The organism is Enterocloster sp. 210928-DFI.2.20, from assembly GCF_020554465.1.
In the GTDB taxonomy this organism is placed as follows: domain Bacteria; phylum Bacillota; class Clostridia; order Lachnospirales; family Lachnospiraceae; genus Enterocloster; species Enterocloster bolteae.
Window position 1 is genome coordinate 17,445 of sequence record NZ_JAJCHK010000037.1, and the last position, 22,051, is coordinate 39,495.

At 49.0% G+C, this 22,051-nt stretch carries 9 protein-coding genes; 1 reads left to right on the forward strand and 8 read right to left on the reverse strand.

Annotated features, from left to right (window positions below; genetic code table 11):
- Window positions 1-141 precede the first annotated feature (141 nt).
- The 7 genes from LI015_RS23685 to LI015_RS23715 form a co-directional block, all read right to left on the reverse strand.
- Window positions 142-13,191 carry a SpaA isopeptide-forming pilin-related protein gene (locus LI015_RS23685; protein ID WP_227126488.1) on the reverse strand — a complete coding sequence of 4,350 codons (13,050 nt, stop codon included), beginning with the start codon at window positions 13,189-13,191 and terminating at the stop codon, window positions 142-144.
- Between the two features lie 28 nt (window positions 13,192-13,219).
- Window positions 13,220-14,302, reverse strand: coding sequence for a CAP domain-containing protein (locus LI015_RS23690; RefSeq protein WP_227126489.1), 1,083 nt, complete (start codon window positions 14,300-14,302; stop codon window positions 13,220-13,222).
- Between the two features lie 1,321 nt (window positions 14,303-15,623).
- Window positions 15,624-17,012, reverse strand: a complete 1,389-nt coding sequence (gene gltA / locus LI015_RS23695) for an NADPH-dependent glutamate synthase (protein WP_002569851.1) — start codon at window positions 17,010-17,012, stop codon at window positions 15,624-15,626.
- Entirely contained in the window at window positions 17,012-17,902 is an 891-nt protein-coding gene (locus LI015_RS23700; RefSeq protein WP_002569852.1) for a sulfide/dihydroorotate dehydrogenase-like FAD/NAD-binding protein, read from the reverse strand. The genes gltA and LI015_RS23700 overlap by 1 nt, the downstream gene beginning before the upstream one ends.
- A gap of 73 nt (window positions 17,903-17,975) precedes the next feature.
- Complete coding sequence (locus LI015_RS23705; RefSeq protein ID WP_002571967.1) at window positions 17,976-18,887, reverse strand: aldose 1-epimerase family protein; 912 nt, start codon at window positions 18,885-18,887, stop codon at window positions 17,976-17,978.
- A 155-nt stretch (window positions 18,888-19,042) separates the two neighbouring features.
- Window positions 19,043-19,534: a dihydrofolate reductase gene (locus LI015_RS23710; protein ID WP_227126490.1), complete on the reverse strand. Its 492-nt coding sequence runs from the start codon at window positions 19,532-19,534 to the stop codon at window positions 19,043-19,045.
- Between the two features lie 7 nt (window positions 19,535-19,541).
- Window positions 19,542-20,033, reverse strand: a complete 492-nt coding sequence (locus LI015_RS23715) for a dihydrofolate reductase (RefSeq protein WP_002569855.1) — start codon at window positions 20,031-20,033, stop codon at window positions 19,542-19,544.
- A gap of 144 nt (window positions 20,034-20,177) precedes the next feature.
- Between LI015_RS23715 and thyA the strand changes: the two genes are divergently transcribed.
- Entirely contained in the window at window positions 20,178-21,008 is an 831-nt protein-coding gene (thyA, locus tag LI015_RS23720) for a thymidylate synthase (RefSeq protein WP_118018888.1), read from the forward strand.
- Between the two features lie 98 nt (window positions 21,009-21,106).
- On the opposite strand, the gene LI015_RS23725 is transcribed toward thyA, so the two are convergent.
- A complete protein-coding gene (locus LI015_RS23725; protein ID WP_227126491.1) occupies window positions 21,107-22,051 on the reverse strand; it encodes a ketopantoate reductase family protein in 945 nt (314 codons plus the stop codon).

Consider the following 22,051-nt stretch of genomic DNA (forward strand, 5'->3'; position numbering starts at 1 on the left):
TCTGTATTTGACTTTTTTGGTTCTTCTTGGTGTAAGTGAAAAGTCAGCCATACTGAGAGATTCCGTTACAACAGATCCCTCTCCTGCATAAAACCCGAAAAAACACCGGCTAACATCCTCTAAAAATACTTATTACGGATGTCACATACCGCGCAGCAGCGCCTGCACAATCAGATATTGGTCTTTGCCATAGCAGGTCGAAAGCGTTATAAGCTTCTCATCCCCTCCCGGAGTGATTCCTGTTTCATAGAGGGACGCTGCCCCCATCTTCTCAAGATAAGGCAGCCACTCTTCTTCCATAAAGTTAGTGCCGTAGGCTCCGGCATCGCTCTGATGGCGGATCTGACATGAAAAAACAGGACATTCCACCCACTTTCCCCTGTAAAATATCTGTATAACAGGGTTTTCCCGGAAAAAAGCTTCCTCACCATATTGTTTCAAACCTGCAAACATGCTTCCGTCCTTCATATTATGTCCGTACAGCACCGTATTGTCCACAGCCAGGGGAACAGCCGAGGAATCGGCAAAAACACAGCCTGTTATATGCTGTTCCTGATAAAAGTTATGATTCAGATAATACTCATTATCTTCATGCCTCACCACCGGGTAATCAATGTTAGTTCCAGGTACAGCCAGCCAGAACTGGTATTCCGGATTGATGGAAGCAAGGGCTTCTTCATTTAAAGGAGATTTCCCATCAGGACTTTCCTCATCCGTTTTTTTCTCTGCGTCAGAATTTCTCCCTCCGCCAGCACCTCTCCCCTCATCAACATCTCTCTCCTCACCAGCTTCTCTCCCCTCTCCAGCTTCTCTTTCCTCACCAGCCTCTCTCTCCTCACCAGCCTCTCTCTCCTCACCAGCCTCTCTCTCCTCACCAGCCTCTCTCCCCTCACCAGCTTCTCCTTCCTGCCCCCTTCCATATGCCTCGTCCTGCACCATACCATATATTCGGCGCCCATCGGCATAATCCATTCCCATCTTCACCAGAAAATGCATGCTGAACACAACGCCCGCAAAAAACATGAACATAACCGCCGCCATGCCATAAGGTCTGGTATTCTTTATCATAGCCAGAACCATAGCTGCAATCAATGCCACAAAACAAATCCCGGCTGCAGGCACAGTTACTCCCATGGAAAAAAATGGCTGTACATTATTTTTAATAACATACCTCTCATCAATCCCCGAATCTCCAATCTGTCCGCTCTCTTCATCCCCTTTGCTGTCATTCAAAAATGCGTTCCGGCTTACCTCCCCTCCATAAACCGCAGTGCAGTCCGCGACCATTTTGCGTCCAAGTGCTGTCAAATTCCGGCATAGCACTCCATCACTTTCATATACCCCGCCATTCCACTGAAATTGGTCAATTCTATACGCTTCTGAATCCAGGCCTGCCTGTCCTAAAATTTCTGCCTCATAGTCCATCAGGCTCTCCCTAATCTCCTCCTTCTGTGTTTCAATCCTCACACCGCCAACTTCATAAAAACCTGCATCATAATCCCTCACCTTTAAATCCAGCCGAAATCCGTCCTCCCAATGCTTATCAGAAAAATGATAACTCACAAGGGGCAGAAGGACATTCCGCTCCTTTCCCGATATCTCGTCCCTGGCCAGTACCCAGGCGGTTTGCGGGACAGGTTCTATGTTTTCCATGGAGGAATATACTATTTTCCCTGAGACAGATATACTATCTGTTTCCTCCGCCAGAACATCAAAAGCCAGATAAACTGTTACGGGTATCAAAACCAGAATAAATATCACCCATTTCCTGCCCTTACTCCATTCCCTCTTCTGTTTCATACACAGACACATACTGAAGCCCGCCATACATAAAACTGCCATTGCGGCGGCCGCTGCCACGGGCAGGTCGTCTCCGGTCCTTACTGTATCCCTGGGACCGGATCCAAAATGATATGTCCCTTTTCCAAACCGGCTGCCGACTTGATACACAGCAGTAATACTTCCAATTTTCCTGACCGGCGGTTTTTCCTTCCAATTATATATGGTTACGCTTCCCTGCATCACTGTTTCGCCCTGTATTCTCCCCTCTGCATCCATCGTAAACTCATATACCTTATCAGACCTCTTATACCCCAAAGGGGCTTCTGTCTCACGAATCACATACAGGCCCGGTGTTGCCAAACGGCAGGTAAATGTACCATCTGCTCCGGTTACGGCTTCGGTTATAGTTCCAGCCACAGATCCGTTTATCCCCTTGCCCGTATTCTCCGGCTCCTGGTCCCAGACACGGTTTTCTCCCTTCCCGATCCTGAACCTGGCTCCCATAAGAGGCAGACCGCTGTCTCCATCCAGCTTTGTAACCGTAAATTCCAGTTCCTTGTCCACAACCTCATATGCGCCCCTTATGACATCACTTCCATTGACGGTAAAACTGAATATGCCGGGATTTAATGCATATCCGTCCGGCGCCTTTGTTTCCCGGAAGGTGTATGTACCATTGTCAGGCCTTCTTATGCGGAATGTTCCTGTACTGTCGCTGACAGAGGTACCGATTACACGGCCCGTCTGGTCATAAAATGTAAATTCTGCCCCCTGGAGTACCTTTCCTGAAACATCTGTTTTCTTAAATGTAATGTATTCTGCCTTTGGTCTCGGCCTGTTTCCCCCGCCTCCGCCGGATGAGGATGCTGTCTGGTTCTCAAACCTGAATACCTGAACCATGTTATGCAATTCATTCCCGGCCTTCTGGTCCATCTCCGGTCCTTCTGTCCCTGACCATTCTTTTACCACGATTTCCCTGTCCTCTGTTCTCTCATAGCCGGATGGGGCCTGAAGTTCGTGGATGATATATGTGCCTGGTTTCAGACCGTAAAACTGCTGCCCCCTTCCCGCCTCGGATGTCCACTCCCGAATCACCCTTCCATCAGACTTATCAATGAGCTGCAATCTGGCGCCTCCCAGGAGTTTTCCTGTTTCTGCCGACGTCTTTTCTACATCTATAATGGTTGTATAATTGCGCATGACCAGATGGGGAATCCCGGTCATACCATCACTGATAGTAAACTCAATGGGCGTTTCCTGCAGTTTATATCCCTCCGGCGCCTTCACCTCAATCAGACGGTATTGTCCTTCACTCAGGTTCTTTGTATAATGCCCCTGCCTGCCGCTAACCCATTCCTCCGCTGTCTCCCATCCGGATTCTGTCCTGCGTTCGATTCGCAGCAGCGCGCCTTCCAGCATTTCCTCCGTATCCCCGGACAGCTTATCCGTGATTACCCGGTTGGAATCATTGGTGGGGTTATATTCCCAGACAATGAGGTCTGTCAGTTCATTCCTGTAATGAAACTGGAACTCATATGGTTCAAGTGTCAGCATGTGTCCTGGAGCTGCCTTTGTCTCACTGCACACATAGGTATAAGGTTTAAAATTTCCATCCCGGTCCATGTATCCAATGGGTTGCGGTTCAAACTGCGCCTGTCCCAGCTGGTCCGTGGTCACGGTACCGCATATGGCGCCGGTTGTCTGGTTCACAAGGCAAAACTCAGCTCCCTTTAATTTTTCATCCGGCTTATCTGAATCGCTTTTTATGATACGGAGAATTCCATCCGGAATTTCATCTGTCATTTCTGTTTTTTGCAGGACCTGGCTGTCCGCAATGGTAAAGGGAATATCTACAGATTGCAGGAATCCGTACGGGGTTATTATCTCCCTGAGTATATAATCACCTTCCGGGATATACTCCAGTGTATGGGGTTTTAAATCTCCCGGCTGGAAACCGGCAGGGATAAGCCCCTGTTCCCCATCCTCCTCCGTATATCTTCCATCCAGCCCCGAAATCCATACCGCCTCTATATCCTGATATTGTCCGTCTTCTGAGGGCTGGTGGAGCACAAGAGGTATTTCCGATACATTTCCCTTTTCATCCACCGTATACACAGCAAGTTTTGCACCGTTTACCTCCTTGCCGCCGGTAATATCCACCTTGGAAACCTCCAGCTTAAGAGGCTTATCCCCCATCTGAAAATATTGTATCTCTTCTAAGTGTCCTGTTTCTTCTATATTAATAAGTATAGGGTCCGCTGTGGCATAGCCCTCGGGATTTTCTGTCTCTGCCAGCACATAATTTCCTACAGGCAGATATTCCAGACGCACGGTGCCTTGCTCTGTATAATAATACCGTCCCTGGTATGTGCCGGGAATCTCCCGGAAGTCATAATCATACTTCATAATTGGATGATTTCCGCCTGCGTCCGGGACCACGCGGCCAGTTGCTGCCACATCCTGCCCGTCCTTATAGGTAGCGGCCCGGAAGGTAAATATCCTTCCTGTCTCATCGTACCTGGGAATTCCATGTTCCAGCACCGGAAATCCTTTTTCATCCAGTATGGGCCGGTATAAAGTCAGGTATGCTTCGCTGTCCCCGTAGATTACATCACCATTTCTTGTGTCATATTTCAGAATATCTATGGATGTAAAATCATCCTCCATCTCAAAGCTCTGTACATCCCCTGTTTCCAAAACGTCAATATTTACGGCCTCAGACTGAACATAACCCTGTTCATAGGGAGAAATGGTTTCCTCCAGCACGTAATACCCAACAGGAATGTGGTCGATCCAGTGAGGCTTAGTTGTCGTTGCCGGCTCCCCATGTTCATCCAATTTTATATTTCCGTCATCATCGTACTGATATCCGCTAATCCATGAAGCATAGACCTGGCCTTTTTTGTATGTGCCATCCTGTTCCCTGTGAGGGCTGCCGTCACTGTCCAGACCGGCCCGGTACAGGGTCATGACTGCTCCCCTTATTTCCTTCTGCGTCCGCACATCCAGCTTCGCAAATGCGGTCTTGGTAAATTCATTCTGCAGGAAATATTTCTGCACCTGGTCTGTATCCTGAAGTACAAGCCCCATATACATGGCCTGGATATATCCCTGGTCATAGGGAACTCCCTGCTCTTCCAGTATATAGGATCCAAAGGGCAGGCGGGCAATCAAATGTCTGGCGCCGGAAGTTTCCTGAGTTCCATTAGAATCCATACTGCTGTCTGTTGTCCAGGACTCATCCTTTGTCACTACATTTCCGCTTGTATAATAGATGGGCAGGCCATTCTCATCATCCACAGTTGTTTTGTTGTCATAGATGGTTTGTCCATTTTCATCTTTTAATACCTGTATGGATTTGACCAGTATCTTATTTCCCTCATCATCCGCCGTGTATGCCAGCATACGGCCATAATCATCATAGACATATGCCATGCCGGTAACGGAGTCCGCAAAGCACAGCGGATTTCCTTTTTTATCCAGTACCAGCAGTTCGCCCGTATCCGGGTCCTCCCTGGTATCCACCTGAGTCAAATCATGGAAATACAGATTTACAGGGTCATTATCCACAATAACAGCATCCCATACATCCCACGATGCTGTATGTGTTTTCACGGCACCGCCCGGACTGTTTTCCTCTCCAACCACGCGTATTTCCTTATGGGTACCGGTATTTGTGTCCGTGATCCTCGTTACCTTGCCGTCCTTGACAGAAGCGCTTACCCCCTTATAGACATGTTCCCCTGTTTTTTCAATTTCCATGGCATGGTACAGGGACAAGACTGCGCCGGATACGGAAATGTCAAACCGGATTCCCCTGCCTGTAAAGGTACCGTCCAGCCGGTACAATGGTTTTACACCGGACATTGCCTTAAGCTCCTTCTCCGCACCCTCCACTATATGTTCTGAGTATTCGTCAAATGACTTGGTCACGTATCCATCCCACTGCATTGTCTTCGGATTGTAAGCAATATCCCTTACGTCCCCCCGTTCCTCCAGCTTCTCTTTACGGCCGCTTACCTTATAAACCAGCAGATCTCCGGCATCATTTACCGTGACATCCGTCTCAAAACCTCCGCTTGATTCCACCCTGCCCTGGTCATCGGTCTTCTGAAGAATATTCTGGTTTCCCACCAGTGAATCTCCGTCCTCCACCTTGTGAATTTCCATCCTGGAAGGATAGTCCTCCACCTTTATCCGGCTGACCGTCCTGGTACGGACTTTATTGGTGCTGCCGGCCACCGGAATGGCGTACTGGTATCTCACAGCTGTTTCCTCTTCCCACCCATCCGTGGTTCCGTCTGCGTTTCTTCTTTCCCTGTAAAATGATACGTTGTCCGCATATACTTCAAAGGCCACCGGACGGCTCTTCTCATATCCCTTCGGGGCCTGAAGCTCTACCAGCACATAGACGCCTGCCCCCAATGGTTTATATGTCTCTATGTATCCCACGGGTACCTTTTTCACCTGACCGTCAACGACCAGTTCCCTGATGGTGGAATATGCCCTGAAAACTCCTGTCTCATTTCCCTCCTGGTCTTCCTGCCTAATCAGCTGGCTTTCATCATACTGGGGAATCCCATCCTTATCCAGGCGCACAGGCAGGTCGTCCGTGCTCCCATTGTTCTTACCTACTCTCGGATACAGGATCCTTCTTCCGTCTGCATCCGCCACAGGATTTCCCTGCCAGTCCACCGCCTCGCCGTACAGCACATTTCCGGACCCTGTCACGGTGCCCATTCCCTCTTTTTCCACCTCTCTCTTGGCCGCATATATTTTAAACAATGCACCCTCATGAATAATGGAATCACCTGTCTCGGAATCCAGTTTCTCAATACGGAGTCTGGAATTAAAATACTCATCCTCAAAATCCTCCTGGGCAAACGCCACGAAATTAAAATCCCGGCCATTTCCGGAGGGAATCAGCGTCTCCACATTTCCTGTGTCCGGGTTAATTCTGTCCACCGCAGGGGGAAGCACGGTCCACGGAACCAGCATAGAGGCAAATTTGCCGTCAACAGCGGTCTGCATCCCTTTCATCGTTGCCACCTGGTCCCTGACCTCCCGCTGTCCGTCCTCTGTTTCGTAGCCGTCGTAGATTACCCCGTTCATTATTCCGGCATCCTCGCTCTGGGAGGTATATCCGGCATAATATCCCTTTACAGTATCATTTCTGCCATCCATGTACTCTTCTTCATAGGGAGCCTGGGACGTCAGGCTGCGGCCCGGCCGCATATCCTTGTCCAGACCATATTTATATATCTCAAATTTCCCATCCTGTCCATTGGCCTGTATGATGTGGGTCTCCTCATTAAACCGTATCTTATATTTACGAATCAGGTCATCCGGTGTGTCTGTGCTGTCATACCGGAAATAAGGACTGCCTGTCTGATAGTTGACATCTGTTTCCCCTGTGCCTTCATCCTGGCCGATATCCGGCACATAGGGAAGGGTTATTTCCCTGGGATAGTCCCTGGTAAAATGCCGGTTAGCCAGCTCCCGGTCCACATCCGCAGGAACCTGTTCCACAATAACGTATGTGCCGTAGGCAAGCATGATGGAATGATTGAAATAATCATCCTTCCCATTCCTGGTATTGCATTGCAGCGTGGTCACATCACCATCCGCCCCTCCGCCTACATCGCTGTCCCAGGCAATAGCCAGCCTGTTATCCAGTCCGGAAAAAACAGACAGATAGCTTCCGGCCTCATCCGCAGCCCGAAGAAGGGCCTTTTCGTAGGCTGTATCGCTGTTAAGCCCAGGTTCCGCCGTAAGAATTTCCGCTTTATAGGCATCTATATCATAGTAATCCACAGCAAACTGCTGTATTGCCTCCTGGGGCTTTTTCCCTTTTTCCACCTGCACTGCCGCGTACATGGCATCAAAGAATTTCGTGTAGTCATAGCTTCCGTCCTCTTTTGTTTCCAACAGCCGCTGTCCGCTTCCATCCCTGGGAGGAAGAAAAATTTTCTGGACATCTCCTTTGAAATCCGCTGTCCCTATATCTTCTGAAATGATATTGCCGGCACTGTCCACAAAGATATTTTCCAGGTTACTTTTCAGATATGCCTTGAATTTAAACTGATTCAGCAGCTTTGCGCCCTGGGAACTGCTGCCTCCGTTAAACAATCCCAGCAGCACGGTCAGCGGGTCATTGTGAACAGATCCGTACGTATTTACTCCGTCATAGGATGACTGGGAAATATCTTTTGTGACCTTTACGGACTGCTTTATAACTCTCTGCAATACCTGCAGCGGACTGGAACCAGTGCCCGCTTCCTGTACCGGCTGATTCTGCCCTGGATAATTCAATGCCTGGAATACAACATAGCTTCCTTCATCCAACGGAGGAACCGCAGCCAAGGCGCTTACCCCGGCTCCTGCTATGTCTGTCAGATACTGGCTGTAAGGCAATTCCTCCCCTTCCCAATCAATGGTCTTCTCTCTTGTCACTACCCGGAATTCCGTATATTCCGGCTCCGTCCTGTCCTTCCAGTCTATGGTATTCTCCACATGAACCGCATAGTATCCCGTGGCCCAATCATAGACAGCAGAAACCGGCTCAGGCTTATCCGTTTCGTATGTCTCTGTCCTGTCCTCATACTCATAGACCCGCTCCATGAGAGGAATGGGATTTCCCTCTCTGTCAAGGACAATATCCCCTTCGCTGTAAGTCTCATACAGCGGCTGATACACGGTTTCGGCCGCAGCTTCTATATCACTTCCAAAAGGAATGACCTGGTTTATTTCCCTTTTTTCTTTTATTGATGCAACGGCGCTTTTCAGGCTGTATTCACCCTTTTGATACTCAATCCAGTAACCAACCTTCCCGGCAGGTCCCCCTGTCACCTCTGCTGTCTTTCGGACATACAGCTTACGGTTCACAAAATCATAAACCGCAGGGAAGCCGGCATGGCCCAATGAATAATCGTGACGAAGCAAGGCAAAAAAGCTGCCCTCCATCTCATATATATCCTCCACATACCCGCAGTCAAAGAAGTTATGGACTGTGTACCAATCCATGATTTCCTCTGCGGCCTGAGCATTGGTCTGACCCGAAAGCCGGATTTGAGTCCATGGCGAAATGTCTGTAACCGGTCTGTATCCAAGCTGTCCCAACATGCCGTTAACCTGTTCTGACAGATAATTGGGTTCAATGGCCTGCCCCCATTTACTCATATCAGCCGGTACAGCCGTACCGCTGGGATATGGGGCTGTCCGGAAGCGGTAGGGCAGAGTCTCCCCATAGGGAGTCCGCTCCCCCGTGTCACTGTCTGTAGCAGTATCCAGCCGGATAATGGGATTACCGTCAGCCCCTATCTTATACTCCCCTCCTTTTGCCGTCTGATAGACAGGACTGCCCTGCTGATCTACTTTTGGCTGAAGAGAACTGCCCAAAACCGCCTTGTACGTCTTTGTCTCTGTCCCGGTCCTTATTTCATAAAATTCCGCTCCCTGTGGATATCCGGTCAGGATGATATCATATCCATTTTCAGTTTTATAGCTCTCCACTATAAAATCATTCCAGGAACCGTCTGCATCCATGGAATTATAATCGGACAAACCTCCTGATATGCGGGCCTGCCCGGCCTCATGGATCCTGTTTACTATATCCTGGGTGCGGTTGCTCTCCTTTAAGGAAATGCCGTTGACAGATAACTCATACCCCTCTGACCTGCTAAGCTCCATCACATAATAACTGCCCATAATAAGGGGCCGCCCAATCCACTGGTCTTCATTGGAAAGCACATAATCAGGATAAACAACTGTACCAAATCCTTGGGCCGAGGAGGTGACAGAGGAACCATTATATAGATTCTCAGGTCCGGTGGCATTCTCCGGTGCGATTATAGTTCCATCATCACTCAGCCGGGTGCCTGGTTTCTCCGTGTACGCCAGGAAAGAGGCATTTCCCTGTTTATCCGTGGCTGCTACGGCTGTCAAATCATTCTGATTATAAATAGTACCGGATTTTCCATCCGGGTGAATGATATCCTGGGCCGCAAACAGTCCATAGACAGCACCCTCCAGCGTGGCATCCCCCTGGGTCAGTCCATAACTTTTATCCCCGTCCGCGCGGTACAGCTCCAAATCTCTTTTATTGATATGCAGCCTGCCCTCTGTCCGATGGTCCCACACCTTAAAGGTGTAAAGAATCGTATCCGGTTCCCCATAAGCCGATACATCCAAGGCTCCCAGATCATCGTCCATAAATGACGGCAGGGATACTGATATGGTGTCGTCGTCATCCTCTTCTCCGGAAAACAGGGATCTGATAAACCGCACTGCACGGTTTCCTTCCTCTTCAGGTTCTTCATCTCCGTTCCCAGTGTCTGCCTGGAAATACGCAGCCATGCCAAAGGACGGTGAAATCGGATTTCTGGCATATTCGTATTCTTCATAAATTTGGCTTTGACCGCCATCCTCCTCATCCCCATCACGTTGACTGGTGCCGTCCTGATTTTCTATATGAGAATTCCCTTCAGCCTCATCCCGGATATCCGCAGTTTCTGTGGTGCTGTCTTGTATCTCATGCTTTTCCTTGTCTGTGGTGTTGTCTGTGGTGTTGTCTGTGACGTTGTCTGCGGTGTTGTCTGCGGCGTTGTCTATACTGTTTTCTGAGCTGATTTCTATATTGATTTCTGTGTCTGCGTCTGCTTTACCATTTGTGTCTTTATTTATTTCTTCATTCATTTCTTTTTTTGTATCTTCATCTGTTTCATACTTTATATTTTCATTTGCCGTATCTTCTGGTTTGTTTTGGGATTGATGTTTGGAATTAACTGTGTGTTCTTCTGATGAAATGCCGGAAAATAGAATGGTTTTTCCATGGCTTGATTTTAATAGAATAGGGGATGCGGACATGGAATATGATTGGACCTGAAGGTTTCCACTTTTCTGTTCTTCCTTCTTTTGGCTCCCACTGTCTTGATCCTCCCTATATGAAGTTTCATTTTTCTGACGGCTGTCTCCTGTTTTTTCACTTATAGAACCGTCGCTTTTTGGGCCTCCGCTCCCGGTGTTCTCTGGCCCTGTTCCTTCACTTCCGGTGTTCCTGGCCTCTGGCCCTGCGCCTCCATTCCCGGTGTTCTCTGGCCCCGCTCCTTCACTTCCGGAGTTCCCGGTCTCTGACCCTGCGCCTTCACTCCCGGTGCTCTCTGGCCCCGCTCCTTCACTTCCGGAGTCACCGGCCTCTGACCCTGCGTCTCCACTCCCGGTGCTCTCTGGCCCCGTTCCTCCACTTCCGGAGTTCCCGGTCTCCGGCTCTGCGTCTCCACTCCCAGAGTTCTCTGTCTCTGTTTCTCCCCCTTCGGAGTTTCCTGTTTCTGGCCCTGCGCCTCCACTTGCGGAGTTCCCGGTCTCTGTTCCTCCGCTTTCCTCATCCTCTTTGTTGCCATCCTCCGGATTTTTTTCCGTCAGCTCTCCATCTTTCTCCTCCTCACCTTCCGGATTTCCATTGCCGTCCTCATCTTGTCCTCCGTCTCCGGATGTATCTTCTTCCTCTCCCTGTGTTCCATCTCCAGACTCCTGTTCTCCCGCACTGCCGGAAGTATTTTCCTGGTCCCCGAAAATGCCGCCGGCAGCTGCTCCGTCCGCAGGAATCTCCGGTTTCTTTTTTTCCTTTTCATCTCCCCATAAACTGAATATGCTGCGCTGTTCCCCAAGCTCCATCTCCAGGGCATCCGGAACCGGATATTTGTAAGCTCTTCTTTCCCTCATTGCCGCCACGTAAGTGTACACAGGCTCCACTGCCTTTCCCACAAAAGAGCCTGGCCTGTATACAGCTGGCCGCGCGCTTCCTCCCGCCTGGGCGGCTGACAGTACAATCGTTTCTATCTCCTTGTCATCGTTGTGCAGTCCATGGAGAATATATCCTGTCCTGGCTGTCTTTTCCTGCAAATGGTAACTGTATTCCAATTCTATGAACCGTTCATACGTCTCATCCCGATCCGCCAGCATGGCTTCCATAGCCGAAGTGTCCTGTTCTCGGTTGTCCTCATCATTGTTCAGGGCATGGAAATCACAAGTGGCTGCACACAATTCCTGTTCTGCCCTCCACTGTCCGCGAAGCCGGTTATTTTCTTCGTCACAGCTGCAATCCTCATCCTCCTCATGGTCGCACTCAGTCCATTCCGGTGCAGGATGACCCATACAGTATGTTTTGCTGTAATTATAATATCTGGTATCGCTATGCCTTGCATATCCATCCGGTTCCGTGGTCAATATATCACAGACATAATCGTTTTCCGGTTCCGGCGACATGCAGTTTAAGTAGACCTGCCCGCTGGTCCCATCTGGTTCACCTTCCTCATATCCCTGTTCATTTACCTGAGAAAAATCAAAATCCTCCCACACGTTGAACACCGTTCCCTCTAACGGTTGATTCGTCTCAGCACAATATTTCTCCAAATCAATGTTGTAATTGCTCTGAAAAGTTTCAGAATGGCGGTATAATTCCAAATCACTGCTGCCCGGCAGAACCGCATCTGTTCCAACCGAAAAGGAGACAGATGCCATGGGCCGGTTAAAATCCAGCCATCCCAACTGCTTCTGAAGGTTTTCAGATGCAGCAGGGGTAAAGATATAAGCATAAAAACGGTTTTCTATGCCCTGGATCTGCGCGGACAAAATTGTTCCCTGGGGCTCCTGGTTTCCATTGTACTGAAATGTCACACTTCTGCCATCCGGCGCAAGTTTATATGACCACTGATTATCCGGAAAGGACCAGGAAGTGTCCTGAAGCTGCGGACAGCTGCTGATATCCAGTGTAAGCTCATAATGCCCGTCTTTCAAAGTCATTTTTTGGACAGAACCAGTCCACGCAGGAAGGGAAGAACTGCCCGTCCCATTAAACTGGGCTTCCCCCTCCAGTATGTGAGCCTTCATTTCCTCATAATAGACCATAACCATGGGATCCCCATTCATTACTGCCTGGAATTTTTCCATGGCCTGCTTCTGCAATGCCCAGTTATGTTCATATCCATTCATGCATCCCCAGTAATAAACCTGGACTACCCCGTAGCGCGCCGGAACATAATAGTTGTCCGATACCAGCCATTCATAGGCAAGCACCATGGACAGATAACGCTCAAATGGCCCGATGACAGGAACCGGCTTCCCCGGCTCCACATAATATTGTTCGTATTTGGCCGGACTTCCGTCCGGCAGTTTGTGGCCTTCCTGTATACATAATGCAGGCAGCGCCCCAGCCCCTTCACCCACCTGGTAAATGTTCATATCCCGGTGTGTCCTTCCGAATGCATTCAGATTCTTCCCCCGGAACACCTGGCGGTATGGGTTTAAATTAATCAAATCCCCGGCTCCGCTGGTGGTCCGTATTGCTGTACATACCAATACTGTTGCAAGGAACAATGCCATCATGCGTTTCAGTGTCCTCATTATCCTCATTTTTTCTCCTCCGGTAAAAAACCTTATACTACATGCCTTTGACGAATATCTGTGAAATATAGATATATCCGCCGCTCTCACAGACACCTGCCCCTGTCTCCGTCCATCTGTCATCCAGCAATTGCTTCTTATGGCTCTCCGAATCCATCCATTTTTCGACCGCCGCCTCTGCAATCATTTCCATACTGTCCCTGGAATACAGCTTTGCCAGGTTTTCTGCGGAGGAATAACGTTTCACGGTTATTGCCGTATCAAACTTACTTTTATCGGGACGCGTGTGACTGAAATATATACATGCCTCCTCTGCCCTGGCAGCAGCATTTTCCATTAATTCCTGATTAACAGATAATACGTTTTCCCCTCTTTTCTGTCTCTCGGCATTGACTAATTCAATAATACGGTATGCTGATTCATCTGTTGAAATATCTTCTGTTGAGGTTGGGTTAGTTCTCTGATGTTCCGGTTCTTCTCCGTTCCATGTTCTGTTTTTACCATTTATCCGGTTTGCCATATCCGTAAACTGTATGTACTCTGTTTCCGACATATTTATCTGCCATGTTCTGTTATCTGCTCCGGCCATCTCCTCCCTCTGGATCACCCCATCCATTATCCAGGCTCCTTCTTCATTTACCGGCTGTCCATCCGGCGCCGTGGTATCTGAAATCATGTATCCGTCCGGGCCAAAATAATAATGTTCCGCCATTCCGTCCTGATTGCCGTCCAGCCACTGCCAGCAGTTCTCAGGATAGCTTCCAATGTCATTCTTCCACCGCCACCCATTGCCATCCTGCATCCACTGACCGGCATAAACCGGCATTGCTGCCATGATTGATAACAGGACCGACAGGACGGGTACTGTAATACCCTGTCTGAATATTCGGTTGATATCAATTCTCTTGGCGGCCTTCTTTTTAACTGTTTTCTTTTCGGTTGTTTCTCTTCCCATTATGTTACTTCCCCTTATATCACTTTCCGCAATTTTTCTTCCCGCTATTTCACTTCCTGCTATTTCACTCTTCGTTATTTCACACCCCGCTATTTCACTCCCCACTATTTCACACCCCGCTATTTCACTTCCCGCTATTTCACTTCCCACTATTTCACTTCCCACTATTTCACTCCCGTTATTTCACTACCCGTTATTTCACCCCCTGCTATTTCACCCCCCGCTATTTCACTCCCCGCTATTTCACTCCCCGCTATTTCTCCTCCAATTATTTTCCCCCAGTCTTTTCCCCATCTCTTAATTCCCTATCGTCATGGCCTGTCCTGTCATCTTTTTTTCAGCCTATTCTTTTTCAGCCCTTTCACTTTCATCTTTTCCTCTCCGGTCATTTTTTTCCGGGCCACATCTCTTTCAGCTATCCTGTTCTCCTCCTCCCACAAAATCCCATTTTCTTACTTACACCTACATTTTCCTTCACATAAAACAGCACTAAACATTTTTCCTCTCCCTAATCCATCTGAAATTCCATCTCCCATTTTCATCCTCCTCCCTGCAATCCACACCGCCCCCGCAATAACAGCAAACCGAGCCTCACAATACATAAATGCGGATCCGTCCCCCATTTTTCATCAGCAGATATTTCCATCCGCGCCCGGTTATTAACCAACGTACAGCCAAATCTTATAAAGACCCATGGTTTGGCCTCATATCAGCTGGAATACCGGTTTTTCTCCGCCCGCTGCTGCTGTTAAGTTTATTTCTGGCGGTTCTCCCCCGTCACCATCCGCATACACCACCTGTAAAGGCAGAGGAATTTTCACCCTTTTTAGCTAAAATGAAGTTTCAAGGCGCGCAAAATAATATGATTCAATTTTCAAGTACAAACAATCCCTCTGATTTTTCAAGAATATTGATTAACGAACACAACTGACTACTGATAAACAGTACTGATTTTAAGAAACTTACAGATATAATCCAAACACACCGCTGCATACTGAATAAAGCAATAAAACACGCATCACCACCTTTTTTAATCATCCCTACGTGAAAAACGGCTGAACCAGCCAAACGATCATGAAACTGCTAATAAGAATCCTGCACAGAGACTTCCGTGCGATTTTATATAGAATATCATATATACCCTTAAAGCGTCAATACCCAACTCATTTTTATTTCTCTCCACAACTCGTTTTTATTTCTCTCCGCAGAACTATTTCTCTTCTGTTTTCGCGGGAGAAATGTAAAAGTAAAATCCGTTGTCTTCCACTCCTGCTACCACTGCCATCACCACACTTCACCAACAATCCACCCACCAACACCCCATCCCCACCACAGCCACACATACCAAACTCCATAAACCACACACACCATCGCCCAATCCACCACTACAAAAAAACCGGCATCCAGGCTCTTCTGTCCACAACAGACATACCCCGGATACCGGCTTTCTATATTTCAGATACTATATTTCAGATACCATATTTACCTATTTATTTCCATTAAGGTATTCATCAATTCCTCTTGCGCCTGCGCGGCCTGCCTCCATGGCAAGGATTACGGTTGCAGCGCCTGTTACGGCATCGCCGCCTGCATATACGCCTTCCTTGGTGGTCTTGCCGTTGCTCTCATCTGCAATGATACATTTCCACTTGTTGGTCTCAAGGCCTTCTGTGGTGGAAGAAATCAGTGGGTTTGGAGAGGTTCCAAGGGACATGATGACAGCGTCCACATCAATGGTGTAATCCGATCCGGCAACCTCTACCGGTCTGCGGCGGCCTGATGCATCCGGCTCGCCCAGTTCCATCTTGCGCACTACCATTCCCTTAACCCAGCCGTTGTCGTCGGTCAGAATCTCTACCGGATTGGTCAGCAGATTGAAGATAATTCCCTCTTCTTTTGCATGATGTACTTCCTCCACACGGGCAGGCAGCTCAGCTTCGCTTCTTCTGTACACTACATGCACCTCTGCGCCCAGACGGAGTGCTGTTCTGGCAGCATCCATGGCAACGTTTCCGCCGCCTACAACTGCTACCTTCTTGCCCAGGTAGATTGGCGTATCGTAATCATCACGGAAGGCCTTCATCAGGTTGCTTCTGGTCAGATACTCGTTGGCAGAGAATACACCGTTGGCGTTCTCACCTGGAATTCCCATGAACTTGGGAAGTCCTGCGCCGGAACCGATGAATACGGCCTTAAAGCCTTCCTCATCCATCAGCTCGTCTATGGTCACGGATTTACCGATGATAACATTGGTCTCAATCTTAACGCCCAGTTTCCTTACGTTGTCGATTTCAGGCTGTACCACGCCGGACTTTGGAAGACGGAATTCAGGAATTCCATATGTAAGCACGCCGCCTGGCTCATGAAGGGCCTCGAAGATGGTTACTTCGTATCCCATCTTTGCAAGGTCGCCTGCGCAGGTAAGTCCTGCAGGGCCGGAACCGATTACAGCTACCTTGATGCCGTTGGTTTTCTCTGGCTTAGCCGGTACGAATCCATTTTCCCTGGACCAGTCTGCCACGAAACGCTCCAGCTTTCCGATGGAAATAGGCTCGCCTTTGATGCCGCGGATACATTTGCCTTCGCACTGGCTCTCCTGAGGGCATACACGTCCGCATACTGCGGGAAGGGCGCTGGATTCTGCTATGGTATTTGCTGCATCCTCAAATTTTCCTTCTTTTACTTCTGCAATGAACTTTGGTATATTGATGGCAACCGGGCATCCCTGGATACATTTTGCATTCTTACAGTTAATGCAGCGGGAAGCTTCTTCCTGGGCTTCTTCCTGGTTATATCCCAGACATACTTCCTTAAAATTCGTTGCCCTCTCCTTTGGGTCCTGTTCCCTTACGGGTATCTTCTTTAATACGTCCATTATTCCTCACCTCCGCAGTTTCCGCATCCGCCGTGATGGGTAGCACCCTCACGCAGCCTTAAGATGGCTCTGCCCTCTTCTGTCTTGTACATCTGCTGGCGCTTCATGGCCTGGTCGAAATCTACCAGATGGCCGTCAAACTCAGGTCCGTCCACACATGCGAACTTCACTTCCCCGCCAACGCTTACACGGCAGGCGCCGCACATTCCTGTGCCGTCCACCATGATTGGGTTCATGCTGACGATGGTTGGGATTCCCAGCTCCTTGGTGAGCTTGCAGACAAATTTCATCATAATCATAGGTCCGATGGCAACACAGACATCGTACTTCTTGCCCTGGTTCTCCACCAAATCCTTGACAACGTCGGTTACCATGCCCTTGCGCACATAGGAACCGTCATCTGTGGTAATGTAGAGGTTTCCTGCAACAGATCTCATTTCCTCTTCCAAAATCAGCATGTCCTTGGTCTTGGCGCCTTCCACCACATCCACGTCAATGCCGCGCTCTTTCAGCCATTTTACCTGTGGGTAAACAGGCGCGCTTCCCACGCCGCCGGCTACAAAGAGATAACGTCTCTTCTTTACTTCCTCCAGGTCATCCTTCACGAATTCGGAAGGCTGTCCCAGGGGACCTACGAAATCTGCGAAGCTGTCTCCGGCCTTCAGTCCGGCCATACGCTCTGTGGATGCTCCCACAATCTGGAACACGATGGTTACCAGGCCCTTCTCACGGTCGTAGTCACAGATGGTTAACGGGATTCTCTCTCCTACTTCGTCCATCTTGACAATTACAAATTCGCCTGGTTGACAGGCCCTGGCTATACGCGGTGCTTCCACGTCCATCAGATATATCTTATCTGCCAGGCATTCTGATTTTACAATCTTATACATGGTTCTCCTCCTAGTAATATATACTCGCGTCCTCAGCTGGATTTCGCCGCGCATCCGGACGTGACATTCATTGTTATTCCACCCGGATCTGGTAGCTCTTCTGCCAGTTTTCCCATCCGGGCAACGATATGATTCCCCTTCTGTCCTTCAATTCCCCCTTATATCCATCTGATGCGCAGATACCGTACCATGGTTCCAGACATACAAAGGGATGGGTGGCCTCCATTGTCCATATTCCCAAATATGGGAAATCGCTGCATTCCAACGTCACATAGGGGCTTCCATCCACCATCAGGCTCACGCTGCTGACCTGTGCTTCATCAAACATATATGTAAGAGCTGTATCGAAAAATCCTTTTGTCAGCGGCACCCGGCCCTCTGACAGCTTCAAATTTCCCTGAAGTTCTTCCTTCTCATAGCCGTTCGCATTAGGCGCAAGATAATGGAGACAATCCGTAAACTGTCCCTCCCTGCACCCTCTCCGGTTAAACTCAAAGGTGAAATCGTATATGTTTTTCCCTTCCGGCACCTGAAAAGCAGGATGTCCGCCCATCATAAACAGCATCTCGCCTGAATCCGTATTGGCAACCTTCCACATAACCTCGATGGTTCTGCCTTCCAGCCTGTGACCAATCTCCACCTCGAAATGGAACGGATACTTTTCATATGTCTCCGGCGTGTCCTTCAAACGGAACCAGCATTCGTCCATATCACAGAGAAGAGGTTCAAAATCCATATCCCTTGCAAAGCCGTGGGGCGTCATGCCGTATTCTTTCCCATCATGGACATACGCTCCCTCATAACATTTTCCCACAAACGGAAAAAGCACAGGGGCGTGTCTGTTCCACACAGACGGTTCAGCGCACCAAAGCACTTCGCGGTCCGCTTTCTTGTCATAAATCCTGGTAAGTTCTGCACCGCGGCGGGCAACAGTAACTAGAAGCTCATCATTTTCAAGTGTAAATAATGTTCCATCCTGTTTCACTATATATTCCCCCGTTCTCCTGTTTTTTAAGAAGCTTGTGAGAATTTACCCTCGCACAAGCTTTATATTAACATTTTCTGCTTCATGTTACAACCGGTTTTTAAATTTTTTCAAAAATTATTTTCTTTTTTTCAGCGTGTTGAACAATTTTTTTATTACTTTTTTCTCCGGAACCTCCGGAAGGTATAACAGAGGTCAAAATAGGTCTGTTCGTCCCCCTCTTCCGCCAGATACCATCCCTCTTCCTCTTCCAAATCAGGAAAGTATGCATCCCCGTCATAGGTATAATCAATACTGGTCACATGGGCCGTTGTGCAATAGGGAAGAAACTGCCGGTAAACGCTCTCCCCTCCTATGATATAGATATCACCTTCATCGTAATCCTTAAGCGCCTTAAGCGCCTCCTCCAGGCTGTGGCAGACCACTGCGCCCTTTACCTTATACTGCATATCATGGGTCAGGACAATATTTACCCGGTTTCCAAAGGGCTGTCCTCCCGGCAGTCCCTCCAGGGTCCTGCGCCCCATGACCACCACCTTGCCGTCCGTCTCCTTAAGAAACATCTGCCGGTCGGCCGGAATCGTAACCAGTGGCCTGCCGTCCTTGCCGATGGCCCAATGCCTGTCCGCTGTCACGCAAAGATTCAATATTCCCTCACCTTACCCTTCTGTATATTCTGAATTCAAAGGAAATGCCCTCATGCTCCCTGCCATCGCTGACCGACTCCAGTTTCCAGTTTTCATCCTGATCCAGATTTTCAAAATCCGTGTCCACCTCAAAGGTCCTGTGGATGTAGGTCACATATGCCTTATTGCAGTAGGGAAGAAACTCCCTGTATATCATGCCTCCGCCGATGATGAACACATCATCCTCATTACAGTCCTTTAATGCCTCCAGCACATCCTCCGCCCTGTGGTACACCTGCACACCCTCAGGAGAATACGATTCATTTCTGGACAAAACCATATTTACGCGGTTCTTCAGGGGCTTTCCACCGGGAAAGCTCTCCAGGGTCCTGCGTCCCATGACCACGGTCCTGCCACTGGTGGTCTCTCTGAAATACTTCATATCCTCCGGGAGATGCGCAAGGAGACCGCCGTCCTTACCTATTCCCCATTTCTCATCCACTGCAACAATCAGATTCATATGTGAATACCTCCCATTTTCTTCCAGGTATCTGTTTATCCCTGTCCCGTTCACCGGTCTTGACCGATTATATCATGAAACCCTTTGAAAGAAAAGGTGTCCTCTGTTATAATGATTCCATATTTAAAATGGAGGACAATGAACATGAGCTACGCAGACCAGATATTCATACAAAACTGCAACGATATATTAGAACACGGCGTCTGGGATACAGACTATGACGTGCGTCCGGTATGGGAGGACGGCACCCCGGCCCACACCATCAAGCGCTTTGGCATCGTGAACCGCTACGATCTTACCAGGGAATTTCCCGTCATCACCCTGCGGCGCACTGCCTTTAAGTCGGCAGTGGACGAGCTTCTGTGGATATGGCAGAAAAAATCCAACAACATCCATGACCTGAACAGCCACATCTGGGATTCATGGGCAGATGAGAACGGCAGCATAGGCAAGGCCTACGGCTACCAGCTGGGTGTAAAGCACCATTATAAGGAAGGGGATTTTGACCAGGTAGACCGCATCCTGTATGACCTGAAGCACAATCCCTTAAGCCGCCGGATCATGTCCAATATCTACAACCACCATGATCTATGCGAAATGAACCTCTATCCCTGCGCCTACAGCATGACCTTCAATGTCTCCGGTAATACCCTGAACGGTATCTTAAACCAGCGCTCCCAGGATATGCTGACAGCCAACAGCTGGAACGTATGCCAGTATGCGGTCCTGCTCCACATGCTGGCGCAGGTAAGCGGCCTGAAACCCGGCGAATTGGTCCATGTTATTGCAGACGCCCATATCTACGACCGGCATATACCGATGGTAGAGGAGTTGCTGAAACGGGAGCCTTACCCAGGTCCAACCCTGTCCATGGACACTTCCATCCAGAATTTCTATCAGTTCACCACTGACAGCTTCCGGCTGGAACATTATCAGTATCACACCTTTAGCGAGAAGATTCCTGTGGCTATATAGGCAGGAAATAAGGAAAGACGGATGGACCGTGGGAATGGTCATCCGTCTTTTCTTATTTCCATCTGCCTCTCCCCGGCGCAGGTGACACCGTATTTTTCTTAAAACAACCCCTCATTCTTCTGCTCCAGCACCTTAATTCCATGGTAGAACATTTCATTATAAGGCGTAGGCACTCCCAGCTCACGGCCCATACGGATGATGGTGCCTCCGAACATTTCCACCTCGGTCTTGCGGCCTGCCTCAATGTCCTGGAGGGTGGACGGTTTATTTTTAGGAGGCACGTCCTTAAGCACGCTGGCCTGTTTTTCCATATCCTTTTCCGAGAGGTCGATTCCTTTCTTTTGCGCAATGGCTATGACCTCCCTCATCAGCTTCTCACGGATAAAATTGGCATCTGCGCTGACACTCCAGGCCCCAAAGGGGATGCCCAGGACAGCGGCGCTCTGGTTCTCACTGACATTGCACATGTATTTATACCAGATGGCCCGCTCCATATCCTCCGGAACAACGGTACGTATGCCCGCCCCCTCAAACAGCTCCTTCACAGCCTGTACCCTGGGGGACACTGTCTCATTGTGCTTCTCCCCCATTTCAATCCGGGCAGCCTTTGGATTAAAGGAGGCGCACCCGTCCTTCATGACCACGCTTACCTTTGCCAGGGAATACAGCAGATTATCCCATCCAAATACCGCTGCCACCTTTTCCTCTGCCTCCACCCCGTTTAACGGGGCCATGATAAGGGTATCCGGCCCAATCTGGTTTCTCATGTCCTCCAAAGCCTGGGACAGGGCAGGAAACTTGGTGATGATAATAGCTAAATCCGGATAATCCTGACCGCAGGTTTCCTCCGGGGATACGATGTTGAAATGGTGGCGGACCCCATTGACCATGACGCCTTCCTGTTCCAGACGTTCACGGCGGCTGCCCCCTGCAATCACACGCAGATTATCTCCCATCAGAGGCCCCAGATGACTGGCCAGGAAACAGCCAATGGCTCCCAGTCCAATGAGGGATACGGTTCTTACTTCTCTTTTCTGATTCAT

Excerpts from the sequence above, each read along its gene's own strand:
- gltA (WP_002569851.1), bottom strand. The coding sequence starts at position 17,012 with ATGGACGTATTAAAGAAGATACCCGTAAGGGAACAGGACCCAAAGGAG.
- thyA (WP_118018888.1), top strand. The coding sequence starts at position 20,178 with ATGAGCTACGCAGACCAGATATTCATACAAAACTGCAACGATATATTA.
- LI015_RS23685 (WP_227126488.1), bottom strand. The coding sequence starts at position 13,191 with ATGAGGATAATGAGGACACTGAAACGCATGATGGCATTGTTCCTTGCA.
- LI015_RS23700 (WP_002569852.1), bottom strand. The coding sequence starts at position 17,902 with ATGTATAAGATTGTAAAATCAGAATGCCTGGCAGATAAGATATATCTG.
- LI015_RS23725 (WP_227126491.1), bottom strand. The coding sequence starts at position 22,051 with ATGAATCAGAAAAGAGAAGTAAGAACCGTATCCCTCATTGGACTGGGA.
- LI015_RS23715 (WP_002569855.1), bottom strand. The coding sequence starts at position 20,033 with ATGAATCTGATTGTTGCAGTGGATGAGAAATGGGGAATAGGTAAGGAC.